This is a genomic window from Nesterenkonia ebinurensis (assembly GCF_008711175.1).
Taxonomy (GTDB): domain Bacteria; phylum Actinomycetota; class Actinomycetes; order Actinomycetales; family Micrococcaceae; genus Nesterenkonia; species Nesterenkonia ebinurensis.
Map to the genome: position 1 here is coordinate 124910 of NZ_VWNF01000011.1, position 12184 is coordinate 137093.

General features: G+C 59.1%; 8 protein-coding genes. 1 reads left to right on the plus strand and 7 read right to left on the minus strand.

Features of this window, described 5'->3' with window-relative positions:
- Positions 1-47 precede the first annotated feature (47 nt).
- Complete coding sequence (locus F0311_RS04410) at positions 48-1568, minus strand: sensor histidine kinase (protein WP_150460742.1); 1521 nt, start codon at positions 1566-1568, stop codon at positions 48-50.
- Positions 1569-1577: 9 nt separating this feature from the next.
- Positions 1578-6386 carry an NAD-glutamate dehydrogenase gene (locus tag F0311_RS04415; protein WP_150460743.1) on the minus strand — a complete coding sequence of 1603 codons (4809 nt, stop codon included), beginning with the start codon at positions 6384-6386 and terminating at the stop codon, positions 1578-1580.
- A gap of 401 nt (positions 6387-6787) precedes the next feature.
- Between F0311_RS04415 and F0311_RS04420 the strand changes: the two genes are divergently transcribed.
- Positions 6788-7783 carry a LacI family DNA-binding transcriptional regulator gene (locus F0311_RS04420; protein ID WP_150460744.1) on the plus strand — a complete coding sequence of 332 codons (996 nt, stop codon included), beginning with the start codon at positions 6788-6790 and terminating at the stop codon, positions 7781-7783.
- 2 nt (positions 7784-7785) lie between these two features.
- Here the strand turns inward: F0311_RS04420 and F0311_RS04425 are convergent, their stop codons facing one another.
- From F0311_RS04425 to F0311_RS04445, 5 genes are all read right to left on the minus strand, one after another.
- Positions 7786-8505, minus strand: coding sequence for an SDR family oxidoreductase (locus F0311_RS04425; protein ID WP_150460745.1), 720 nt, complete (start codon positions 8503-8505; stop codon positions 7786-7788).
- A gap of 32 nt (positions 8506-8537) precedes the next feature.
- On the minus strand, positions 8538-9263 hold the full coding sequence (locus F0311_RS04430; protein WP_191089730.1) for an HpcH/HpaI aldolase family protein: 726 nt from the start codon (positions 9261-9263) through the stop codon (positions 8538-8540).
- Positions 9264-9324: 61 nt separating this feature from the next.
- Positions 9325-10194: a dihydrodipicolinate synthase family protein gene (locus tag F0311_RS04435; protein WP_150460747.1), complete on the minus strand. Its 870-nt coding sequence runs from the start codon at positions 10192-10194 to the stop codon at positions 9325-9327.
- A gap of 63 nt (positions 10195-10257) precedes the next feature.
- Complete coding sequence (locus tag F0311_RS04440) at positions 10258-11595, minus strand: TRAP transporter large permease (protein ID WP_150460748.1); 1338 nt, start codon at positions 11593-11595, stop codon at positions 10258-10260.
- Positions 11592-12170, minus strand: coding sequence for a TRAP transporter small permease (locus tag F0311_RS04445; RefSeq protein ID WP_150460749.1), 579 nt, complete (start codon positions 12168-12170; stop codon positions 11592-11594). The genes F0311_RS04440 and F0311_RS04445 overlap by 4 nt, the downstream gene beginning before the upstream one ends.
- Positions 12171-12184 lie beyond the last annotated feature (14 nt).

The window sequence follows — 12184 nt, forward strand, 5'->3', positions numbered from 1 at the left end:
GGCTTTGCCGGCGTAGAGGCGAGCCGGACCTGTGTCCGCCGTCGGGATTAGGGCAGGATCGGGGCGCGGAGGATGACTCGGGTGCCAGGGCGGCCCGGATTCTCACCCTCACCGGACAGCCATTGGATGGACCCGGAGAGCTCTCCGCGGACTAGGGTCTTCACAATCTGCAGGCCCAGCCCGGGCTCCCAGTCCTGTTCCGGGAGGCCCGCCCCGTCGTCGTCCAGCTCCATCTCCAGCCGCTGGCGGCCGGCCGCGTCAGTCTGCCGGTGTGCCCTCAGCGAGACCCGCAGGCTCTCCTCGGTCGGCACTCCGGGCAGCCCGTGCTCGACCGCATTGGCCACGATCTCGGTGATCACCAAGGCCAGCGGAGTCACCATATCCGGCGGCAGCTGGCCAAAACTGCCCACCAGCTCGGTCTGTGCGCTGCGCTCGGACTGAGCCATCTCAGCGGCCAGACGCAGCTGACGGCGCATAAGCTCATCCACGTCCACACTCTCCTCCAGCCCCTGGGAGAGCGAATCGTGGACCATCGCGATGGTCTCCACCCGGCGCATGGCCCGGCGCAGTCCCGAGCGGCCCTCTTCGGAGTCCATCCGCCGCGACTGCATGCGCAGCAGTGCCGAAACAGTCTGCAGGTTGTTCTTCACCCGGTGGTGAATCTCCTTGATGGTGGCGTCTTTGCTCATCAGCTGCTTCTCGCGGCGGCGCAGTTCGGTGACGTCCCGGCAGAGCACCAAAGCGGCGAAGCGCTCGCCCCCGCGGCGCAACGGTATCGAGCGCAGGGTCACTGCCGCTCCATGGGCCTCCAGCTCAGCCCGCATGGCCCGCCGGCCGGTGAGCATCAGCGGCTGGGACTCATCCACCGCCACCCCGGTGGCCCGCTGCAGCTCAGCCCCGATCCCAGCCAGGGACCGCCCTTCCAGGGTCTCCTGGACCCCCAGCCGCAGCAGGGCAGAGACCGCATTGGGACTGGCGAAGGTGATCTTCCCCTCAGTGTCCAGCCTCAGCAGCCCGTCACCCACCCGAGGGGCACCGGAGTAGCCGGTGAATTCCTGGGCGGTATCCGGCCAGATCCCCTCCTGCGCCATGGCCAGCAGGTCAGCCGCACAGCGCCGGTAGGTCAGCTCCATCCGGGAGGGGGTACGCAGCGCGGCAACCGAGAAGTGCAGGGTGATCACCGCCACGGTGGCGCCCGCTCGGATCAGCGGGATGGCGGTGACCCGCATCCGGGCCGGGGAGGGCTGCCCCTGGTCGGAGGAGTTGGTCTCCACCTTATTGATCCATGCCCGCTCCACCATCCGGCGCAGATCGGCCCGGATTCTCTCACCCACCACATCGCGATGAATGAGGGTCTGGGTGGTGGAGGGCCTGGCCTGGGCCAGCGCAATGAACGAGCCCTGCTGGGGGTCTAGCAGCCCCTGGTCGGTGTCCGGGAACCAGAGCACCAGGTCGGAGAAGGCCAGGTCGGAGAGCAGCTGCCAGTCACTGACCAGGGCATGCAGCCATTCGGCGTCCTGCTGCCTCAGGTGCTGTGCGGCTTCCAGCCTCTCGCTGAACACGGCCATCAGCTTCGGCTAGGCACCGATCAGCCCGCGCAGGTGGCGCAGCAGAACGGTGATGGAGGAGATGCTGTGCTCACGGTCCCGGACCTCTTCGGCCAGCCGGGCGGAGCGCTCCAGTGCGGAGGTGTTGGCCTTCTTCCAGTTCTCCAGCCGCTCGGCAGCGCTGTCCCCCTCAGTGGTGGTGAGCACCGATTCAGTGATCTCACGTAGCGCGAAGTACAACTCGTCACGCTGAGCGCCGCGGGCCAGGGCCTGCCACTTATCCTTCCGGGGCAGCCTGGTGATGTGGTCGAGCAGCTGATCGGCGTTGAACTCGGCGTAGACCGCGTAGTAGACCTCGGCCACTGTATGCGACTTGAGGCCGTGGATGCGAGCCAGAGCCGCAACATCCAGCAGGGAGAAGGATTCGAAGAGCTCGGCGTACCAGGCGGCAAGCTCTTCATCCATGCCCAGCTGGCGCACCTGCTGATGACGGGCGGAGACTCGCTCAGCGTCCGGGCCGCACAGCAGGCAGCGCAGGTTGCGGTACAGCGGGGTGATCTGCTCCTGGTAGGCGGCGATATCCGCCTCCAGCGACTCACCCTCCACTCCATTGTTCACCAGCCAGCGCACCGCCCGGTCCAGCAGCCGGCGCATATCCACATAGATCTCCGCCCAGCTGCTGGTGGGGAAGTCCACCGGCAGTTTGCGCAGCGCGGTATCGAAGTCCTCCAGCTGGAACAGCTCACGGGCGATGATGAAGGCGCGCACTACTTGCTCCGAGGAGGCGAAGGTCTCCTCTGCGGTGCGGAAGACGAAGGTGGACCCCGCCATATTGATCACGTCATTGGCCAGGTCATTGGCGATGATCCGGTCAGCCAGCGGGTGCCGGGGCAGCTGCTCGGCGAACCGGCTGCTGAGCTGTTCCGGGAAGTAGTCCACCAGGGTGCTGCCCAGCCATGGATCAGCCGGCAGCCTAGAGTCTGCGATCGCGCCCTTAAGGTGGATCTTGGCGTAGGCCGCCAGCACCGAGATCTCCGGTGCAGTCAGCGGCGCCACCTCCTGCTCAAGCCGGTCAAGCATGTCCTGGTCGTTGGGCAGCACCTCCAGCTGGCGGTCGAGTCCTGCGTTGTTCTCCAACCAGGTGATCAGCCGGGCGAAGCTGGGCGACCATTCGGCCAGCCGGTGGCGTTCGGCCAGCAGCAGGACGTTCTGGTCCTCATTGGTGCCCAGCACCAGTCGGGCGACCTCATCGGTCATCTCCTCCAGCAGCTGATTGCGGTCGGCGGCCTCCAGGTGGCCGGAATCCACCAAAGAGTCCAGCAGAATCTTGATGTTGACCTCGTGGTCGGAGCAGTCCACCCCGGCAGAGTTGTCGATAGCGTCCGTGTTCAGCAGCACCCCGTGCTGGGCGGCCTCGATCCGTCCGGCCTGGGTCAGTCCGAGGTTGCCGCCCTCGGCCACCACTTTGACCTGCAGGTCACCGCCGTTGATCCGGATGCCGTTGTTGGCCCGGTCGCCCACCTGATCGTGCGATTCATGCTCTGCTTTGACATAGGTGCCGATGCCCCCGTTGTAGAGCAGGTCAGCCGGGGCCTTCAGCAGTGCGGTGATCAGCTCGGGCGGGGTGAGCTGATCTGCGGTGATGCCGAAGCGTTCCTGCATCTGGGGGGTGATCTCAATGCTGCGCACCTCCCGAGAGAACACTCCCCCACCCTCGGAGATCAGCTGCGGGTCATAGGCGTCCCAGCCGGACTTCTGGGCGGTGAAGAGCCTTTTCCGCTCCCGGTAGGAGGCTGCGGTATCGGGATTGGGATCGAGGAAGATATGCAGGTGGTTGAAGGCGGCCACCAGCTGGATGTGCTCGGAGAGCAGCATGCCGTTGCCGAAGACGTCTCCGCCCATATCGCCGATGCCCACTACGGTGAAGTCCTGGGACTGGGTGTCGTGGCCGAGAGTCTTGAAGTGGGACTTCACCGACTCCCAGGCTCCGCGTGCGGTGATCCCCATGGCCTTGTGGTCATAGCCCACTGATCCGCCGGAGGCGAAGGCATCGCCCAGCCAGTGGCCGTACTCTGCGCTGATCTCGTTGGCGGTGTCGGAGAAGGTGGCGGTGCCCTTATCGGCTGCCACCACCAGATAGGCGTCGTCGCCGTCATGGCACACCACCTTCTCCGGGGGCACAATGGTGATGCTCCCGTCGTCGGCGGCGTGCTGGTTGTCAGTGACGTCCAGCAGTGCGCGGACGAAGGTCTGGTAGGCGGCACGGCCCGCCTGGAACCAGGCGTTGCGGTCAGCCCGCGGATCCGGCAGACCCTTGGGGTAGAAGGCGCCCTTGGCCCCGGAGGGCACGATCACTGAGTTTTTGACCATCTGCGCCTTGACCAGCCCCAGCACCTCGGTGCGGAAGTCCTCGGAGCGGTCGGACCAGCGCAGTCCACCGCGGGCGATCCGGTCGAAGCGCAGGTGGGAACCCTCCACCTCCGGGGAGTAGACCCAGATCTCGTGGGCCGGCCGGGGGGCGGGGGCGGCGTCGATATCCTGCGGGCGCAGCTTCAGGGCCAGCCGCTGGTGGTCCTGGTAGAGATTGGTGCGGTCGGTGGCGTCGATGAGGTTCAGGAAGGTGGAGAGCACCCGGTCGGCGTCCAGGGTCTTGACCTTCTCCAGGGCCTCGGTGGCCCGGGTGCGGCAGGCCGTCACCGCCTCAGTGCGCCCAGAGTCCAGGGCCGGGTCGAACTTGGCGGTGAAGTAAGCGATCAGAGCCCGAGCCACGTCAGGATTGGCGTCCAGCGCCTCGGCCAGGAAGTCGTAGGAGTGCGACATGCCCAGCTGGCGCATGTACTTGGCGTAGGCACGCAGTACGGTGACCCGGCGGATGTCCAGCTGCAGGTGCAGCACCAGCCTGGAGAACTCATCGGACTCCACCCGCTGGGTGAGCACCTGGTGGTAGGCCTCCTTGAACAGCTCGGTGGTGGCGTAGGGGTCTACCTCCTCCGGGTAGCAGACGCCCAGGTCATAGAGGTAGAAGACCGCGCCGTCGGGGGCGCTGATCGTGTAAGCGCGCTCATCCAGCAGGGCCAGGCCGAAGTCGTCGATGATCGGCAGGGTGTCGGTGAGCGTCTTGGACTCGGCGAGGTAGAGCTTCAGCCGCATATGCGCCGGATCATCCGCCGCCGGCGGGTAGAAGGAGATCCGTGGGCCGGCCTCAGGCTCGGCCTCCAGGGTCTCGAATTCGGCGGCGTCATGCAGGGCGTCGGAGACCTCGTAGACCACCCGGTACTCCGGTGGGAAAGCCTCGGCCCAGCGGGTGGAGATCCGTTCGGCGTGGGCAGTCGAGTACCGCTCGGCGGCCTCCTGGGCGATCCCCTCGCCCCAGGAGCGTACTGCCCGGCCCAGCCTGGCCTCCAGCTCAGTCACCGAGATCTGCATCGGCGCCGGCTCGGGCTTCAGACGGATCCGGAAGAATACGCGGGCGAGCACCGAGTCGGAGAGCCGCACGTTGAAGTCGATGGACTCAGCGTCAATATGGGCTAGCAGCTCTTCCTCGGCCCGCCGTCTGGTGTCGGTGTTGTACCGGTCGCGCGGCAGGTAGAGCAGGGCGGTGATGAACCGGCCGTAGTGATCTCGGCGCAGGAACAGTTTGATCCGGCGCCGCTCCTGCAGCTGCAGGATCTGCCAGGCGGCATCCTCGATCTCAGCAATGTCCATCTGCATAAGCTCATTGCGCGGATAGGTCTCCAGGATCTGCATCAGATCGGACCCGGAGTGTGAGTCGGGGCTGAACCCGGAGCGGGCCAGCAGCTGTTTGGCCCGGGAGCGCAGCAGCGGGATGGTCACGATCGACTGGGTGTAGGCCCGCTGGCTGAACAGGCCCAGGAACCGCCGTTCCCCGGTGAGGTTGAGCACGGTGCCGTCGTACTCATAGGTTTTGACCGCCACATAGTCCATATAGGTGCGCCGGCGCACGGTGGAGCGAGCATCCGCTTTGGTGATCACCAGCGGCTTATCCGCTGCCGGTCCGGAGGCCTCAGCGGTGAGTTCGCTGGTGTGTCCAGAGCCGGGCCGCCCCTCAACATCGCAGAGCACGCCCAGCCCGGTGCCTGGAATCGGTTCCAGTCCGCCGTCAACCGCCCGATACTGCCGGTAGCCCAGGAACAGGAAGTTGCCGGAGCCCATCCATTCCAGCAGCTCGGCCGATTCGTCCCGGTCCTCCACTCCGGAGAGCTGCCGGAACTCAGTGGCAGCCCGACTGACCTGTTCCACCATCCGAGCCCGATCACGGTGGCTTGCGCGGACGTCGTCGAGCACCCGGTTCAGCCCGGTGACCAGGTTCTCGGCGGAATGTTCGTCGATGATCCGGTCCAGCTCCACGGCGATCCAGGACTCCACCTGGGTGCGGTCCTGCTCCTCGATGAAGGCCGCCACAGTGGGCAGCGCCTGGGTGTCGCCGGAGGAAAGCGACCGCCCAGAGGTGGGCACGGACTGGACTGCTTTGAGCCGGGCATCCGAGCTGCTGCGTTTGGTCAGCAGGATCGGGTGGACCACCAGGGAGATGGCATGTCCGCAGCGGGTGACCTCGCTGGTGACTGAGTCCACCAGATAGGGCATGTCATCGGTCACCACCTGCACAATGCTGCGGTGCTCCATCTGGACCACCCGCACCGCAGGTTCAGCGCTGGTGCGGGAGTCAGCCGTGGCCACATGAGCGCTGACCCTGGCCTGGCGGGCCACAGTGTCGAGCTCTGCGAGGTCCTCCTCGGCGATATGGGCAAAGTAGGCCTTGGTCAGCGCCTGGTGCCGCTCGTCCTCGCGCCTCCAGAGTGTGCTGGGCTGCTCTGCCATCGCTAAGCCTGTTTTCTCCTTTGAAGATTGCCTGAAGCACTTGCCACCCTATCCTTCCAGAGCTGGCCCGTGGAAGCCTGCGGGGGCCAAACAGCAGGTCAACGGCCTCTCGGCTAGTGTCCACACCGCCGGGCACGTGTCCGCCTGCGACTCCGGGAGAGGGTACGACGCCGCCCGGGTGACCTCCTACCCGAACCGATTTATAATAACCACGTAAACCCCCAGAAATCATATTGGTAGACTCCAACAAGTTCACTAATCGACAATGCATGCAAGGTTGAGGAAAGCACAGATAACATGCATACCCGGACAGTTCTGGAGAACGAGGCATAGACTCTCCATAAAACATGGAACCACTAGCGGGAGACTCATAACGAGTTTTCTTCAATCCTAGAGAACAGATGGGACATATAGTGACAAGCCCCCATGTCACGATTAGAAATGTTGCGGATGTCGCGAATGTATCCACCGCAACTGTCTCGCGAGTCCTGTCCGGACTTCCCGGTGCTAGCGAAGAAACACGGCAACGAGTCCTGAAGACAGCAAGAGAACTTGGCTATCAGGGCGACCCAAACGCCACCGCACTGCGCCTACGTAAATCAAATACTATTGGAATCATTGTTCCAGACATAGTAAATCCATTCTTCACGGCTCTCATTCATGAATTGGAAACTTGTGCCCAACAGTCAGGAAAGGATCTATTCATAGCCAACTCACAAAACGACGTCATAATCGAACGACAAAGAGTGCAAACCCTCGCGAACAGGAGAGTCGACGCACTACTGATAAGCCCAGTACACAGAACTATGTCATCCTCAACCATTCAGTGGGCGCATAGTCGGATACCAGTTATCCAGATAGATAGACACGCAGGACACATCGCCCCATACGTAGGCGCCGATCAGAATTACGCCATGAATAAAGCGCTAGAGCACGTCACCGGAACGGGGTGTTCACGAGTAGCCTATATCGGGTATCCAGAATCTACATCGTCATCAAAGGAACGCATTGACGCTTTCAACACCTACATCTCAAGACACACATCAATCTCATCCCATATCGAGACTGGACTCCCCCCCCACGCAGCACAACAGATCGCTGATTGGATAGAATTTGGGGAATGTAAAGATGCCATCATTGCCTCAAGTGATCTCCATGCGATTGCGGTAAAATTGGAACTTCAGCGTCGTGGAATCAACATTCCATCTGATGTTGTGCTCATGTCATTTGATAATACTTCGCTTGCTGACGCAGCCAACATAACGAGCTTTCAGCAACCTATAGATCTTATCGCCAGAAAATCTATAGAACTAGTTGAAGACAGCGATTCGACCGGCGAGGTTATATTCCTCGCCGGTCGAATCGTCATCCGCGGATCCTCACAACGTGAGAGCTAAATTCATCCCCAGCTAGGCTCACTCATAGGACGCATCGCGACTTCAAGGATTCGATGGCCACGCGGCCGACCCAACACAAATTCACCAACATCGGCAATATCCTCAGCTGTCATCATATTGGTGAGTTGCTCCGAGCCTTTCTCCCTTCCTCTTCCATTACCTACGGCGAACTCGGTAGCCACACCTCCTGGGCAGATGTTTGTGACACGTATGCCATTCTCCCGCATTTCGTTGTCCAACGCCCGCATCAAACCAACCTGACCAAACTTTGATGCACTGTACACCGCCTCACCCGGAAGCCCCCGGCGACCGGCTTCTGAAGCAATCGCAACGACATCGCCACCCTTACCATGCCGAACCATGATCGGAAGCGTAGCCTGCACTAGATTCACGGTCCCAAGAAAATTCGTCTCGATCATTTCCAGGACACGTTCACGTGGAGTCTCAAGGAAATCCGCGTAATGACCCACCCCAGCATTAGCGATCACGATATCTAGGGAGCCGAATTCCGCTGACACTTCATCCGAGAATGACTGCAAGCTTTCAAAGTCTCGAACATCAATAGCTCGCTGAATGGCACCTGGGACAACGGAATCACGCTCCCCACGGGCCAGCAAACCCAACTTGACGCCACGGTCGGCTAATCTCCGGGCAAGCGCCTGGCCGATCCCTGACGTCGCGCCCGAAATAATGGCGACCTTTCCTGACAGATCAGTTTCCATTTAACGCTCCTTATATATCGATAAATATTTATTTAATTAATTTTATTCTTTATGACGGCGACCCCGTTGCTCATCGCCTCGGAGAATATCTTGATATCGTTACCAAAGGCGAAGATGCGGAATCCAATTTTGTATAGGTCTCTCGCTGTACGGGGGTCAGCAGTCGTGAATCCTGCAAGCTTCCCGGCATCCCTCGCCGCACTAGCCACTGACCTGAGTGCATTCTTGTAAGCAGATGCCTCAAAATCCCCTGGGACTCCGAGCGAGGCGGCTAGGTCACCATCACCAACCCACAGCACATCGATACCGTCCACCTGCGCAATATTATGAACGTTCTCCAGTCCCTCGAGAGTCTCAATTTGAGCAAATATCCGTATTCTTCTGTTTGCGTCAGACAGCGCCTTTTGAACATCATCTGGCTTCGAGTACGCGTCCCAGGCCACTGAGAACGTGACCGCCCGAGTGCCAGGAATCGGCTCCACTGGGTATCGGGATGCTTGTACTACGTCCCGTGCTTGGGTTGCATCCCTGACGGCAGGGACCATGATCATCTCCGCACCTAGGTCCAGCGCCCTCCCAATATCAGCGGGATTGGCCGCCGGAACACGCACCCCGGCAACCGTATCGCGTCCTCTCAGTGATCCTACGCCCATGGCAATCTCCGTGAAGGTCCATCCCGTGTGCTGAAGATCCCAGAAGACAAAGTCGGCACCGGCATGGTGAGCCAACAGGCCAGCGCCTGGAGTGTTGAATTCCATCAGAAATGTCCCGCACGACACCCCTGTCTCTCCAAGCGACGGGCTCGCCTGACTATTTGAATCAGTCATCGGGCTGCCCCAGCCATGGAGAGGTGAGCGTTCCGTCACCGTAACCCTCACGGCCCAGCTGTCTCTTTACTGCCCCAACAAACTCCCCTTCGTTCCGGGCTCTCGACACTCCGATATCGTCCAGATACCTATTGATCCTCTGCTGGGCGTTGATGGAATCCTGTACGTTTCCCGTTCTGCCGTCCCGTATCGCTTCTAGAAACAGCTCAGGATTCGAAGCGCTAACTACGGACACAAATGAGTCAATACCAATGGCTTGACTGGCCACAATTAGCTCTTCGTTTCCTTGGTACAGTACGAAGTCTTCGGACACGTCCCACAAAATGCGCTGGGTTTCTGCGATTTCATTGGTGGAGTCTTTCGCCCCGGCCACATTCGGATGCTCCGCAAGCTGCAGAACAGAGTCCACTGTCAGTCGATTCTTCGTAAAGAATGGATTATGATATACGAATAGTGGCTTGCCGGACAGCTCAGCGACGGTTTCAAAGTAGTGAATCAACTCCCTCTGGTGATACCCATAATAGATTGGGGGCGTCGCGAAGACGGCGTCCACCGGCAAATCTGCAATGGGACGCCACCGATCGATGGTCCGTTGGGTCCCCTCCGCACTCACCCCAGCAATGACAGGAAATTCCTCTCCAAGTTCCTCAAAGAGTAGCTCTAGTGCTCGACGCCTTGTCTCGTCCCGGAGAGTCAGCCCCTCGCCACCAGAACCAAACATCCAAAATCCGTTCACACCGGCTTTTGCGTTTCTGCGGTACAACTGTCTCTGCGATTCCTCATCCAGTGTCTCATCCTCATGAATAAGAGTCGGACATGCCGGGAAAATACCTCGGAATCTATCTGTATTTAGAGCTACCATTTTTTCTCCAACCTACTTATAGTTCATGACAGTCAATAATTAATGTTTCCGGGATACATGCATCTAATGACAGATAAAACCTCCACTAATGTCAGGGGCAGGAAGACAGCCAGCTGCCTGAGGCACAAAAATTCGAGGGAGCCAAAGCGCTATATCTGGGAAGAGAATGAGGCCAAGGATAATCACTGCAAAGATGCTGTAGATCGGAATCATCTTCCTTACTCCGGCAAAGAATGGCACCTTAGCAAACGACGTCGCTAGAAGAAGCGAGATACCATAAGGCGGAGTCACCATCCCGAGCGCCATGGTCACAATAACAATGACACCCATATGAACTGGGTTGATATCTGAACTCCTCTGTATTTCAAGGATGATCGGTGCAAACAGGATTATTGCAGGTGTTGCATCAATGAACTGACCTACGATTACCATCAGTAGAACTAGGAGTATTAGCGTAGCTGCCGCTCCCCCGCCGCCGACATTCTCCATCAAATTCGCCACGACGTCGGCACCCCCAAAGTATGTGAAGAGCCACGCAAACACAGAAGCACATGAAACAGCGAGTAATGGAAGCGAAGTGAGGACGCCACCTTCGATCAAGTCTCGGAAGAAGCGCACGGTATGCTTTCGTGCGAGTATGGGAATGACTACCAATGTCGTGTAAATTACGGCAACCATCCCAGCCTCTGTGGCGGTGAACTGCCCTGTAAGCATCCCGACCAAGATTAGCCCCGGAACCAGAATTGGCAATGTTGCACGTCTTCCAGCATGGAGCACGTCAATGAACTTAGCACGTTCATGTTTGGCGGAGCTCTTCACGAAAAAGTAGCTATAGATCATCAGCGAGATTCCGACAGCGCCACCAGGTATGAATCCTGCCAGGAAGAGCGCAGAAACCGAAACCCCCGTGGCCGCCCCGTAAATAATTGCCATCACGCTAGGAGGAATCATTATTGCAATAGTTGAGGCCGCTGCAATGAGTGCGGCAGACGATGCCGGATCATAGCCCTCACGCTTCATTGCTGGTAATAGGACCCTCGAGTTCGCCGCAACATCGGCTGCAGCAGAGCCAGAGATCCCAGCAAACATGATACTGAAGAGGGCGTTTACCTGGGCCAGACCGCTTCTAATATGACCCACGAGGCTTTGAGCAAACTTTATTATGATCGCGGCTATTCGACTGGAATCCATTTGCTGCGCTAGAAGCATGAAGAACGGTATAGCCATGAGGGGAACACTATTCACGCCATTGAACATCCGTCCAATTATCGTGGCATAACTAACATCAGCAAAGAGACCGCCAACCAGTGCTCCTGAAAGCATAGCTACAGCTACCGGTGTCCCTGTGAATGCTAGCAAGAGAAATACGCCAAGCATCAAGAGAATAGCCAGAGTGCTCATACTTCAACTCTTCCTTTAAGCGCGATGTGGACACCCTCATCGCTTGCTTCCTCTTGCTTGAATCCGCCCCGGAATCCCTTTGCAACCCTTTCAACCGTGAACGCAGTAAGGAACGCCCCGAAGACCGGAAGAGCCGCTGCCATTACAGCTAACGGGAACCCTGTGATGGGCAACCTATTGTGCATCTGATTCTCGAAGTAAAAATATCCATGGATTAGGATTACTAAACCTACCACTATCGATGCCGCCGCATTTAGTAGCTCAAGAGATAATCTCTTACGATAGCTTTCTATTTTTCCGGAAACGAGTGAAAAGTGCTCACCTCGTCTGATTGCTGCAGATGCCCCAATGAATATGAGCCAGACAAAAGATATCATTGTCGCTTCTTGGATCCACCTCACCGGAGAGCCAATTTGCCTCGAAATTACGTCGGTGGCCACACCGGCGAGCACCCCAAACAACAGGGCACCTGTAGCTAATAGGAGGACATATTCGACTGCGTCTAGTACTCGTGTCTTGAGGTTCCGTTCTGCTTGTCCAACAACACTACTCGGTCTAAGGCCAAGTGACATCATCTTCAATCGATTTC

Coding starts and splice junctions, on each gene's coding strand:
- F0311_RS04415 (WP_150460743.1), bottom strand. CDS start 6,386: ATGGCAGAGCAGCCCAGCACACTCTGGAGGCGCGAGGACGAGCGGCAC.
- F0311_RS04410 (WP_150460742.1), bottom strand. CDS start 1,568: ATGGCCGTGTTCAGCGAGAGGCTGGAAGCCGCACAGCACCTGAGGCAG.
- F0311_RS04420 (WP_150460744.1), top strand. CDS start 6,788: ATGGGACATATAGTGACAAGCCCCCATGTCACGATTAGAAATGTTGCG.
- F0311_RS04435 (WP_150460747.1), bottom strand. CDS start 10,194: ATGGTAGCTCTAAATACAGATAGATTCCGAGGTATTTTCCCGGCATGT.
- F0311_RS04445 (WP_150460749.1), bottom strand. CDS start 12,170: ATGATGTCACTTGGCCTTAGACCGAGTAGTGTTGTTGGACAAGCAGAA.
- F0311_RS04430 (WP_191089730.1), bottom strand. CDS start 9,263: ATGGAATTCAACACTCCAGGCGCTGGCCTGTTGGCTCACCATGCCGGT.
- F0311_RS04425 (WP_150460745.1), bottom strand. CDS start 8,505: ATGGAAACTGATCTGTCAGGAAAGGTCGCCATTATTTCGGGCGCGACG.
- F0311_RS04440 (WP_150460748.1), bottom strand. CDS start 11,595: ATGAGCACTCTGGCTATTCTCTTGATGCTTGGCGTATTTCTCTTGCTA.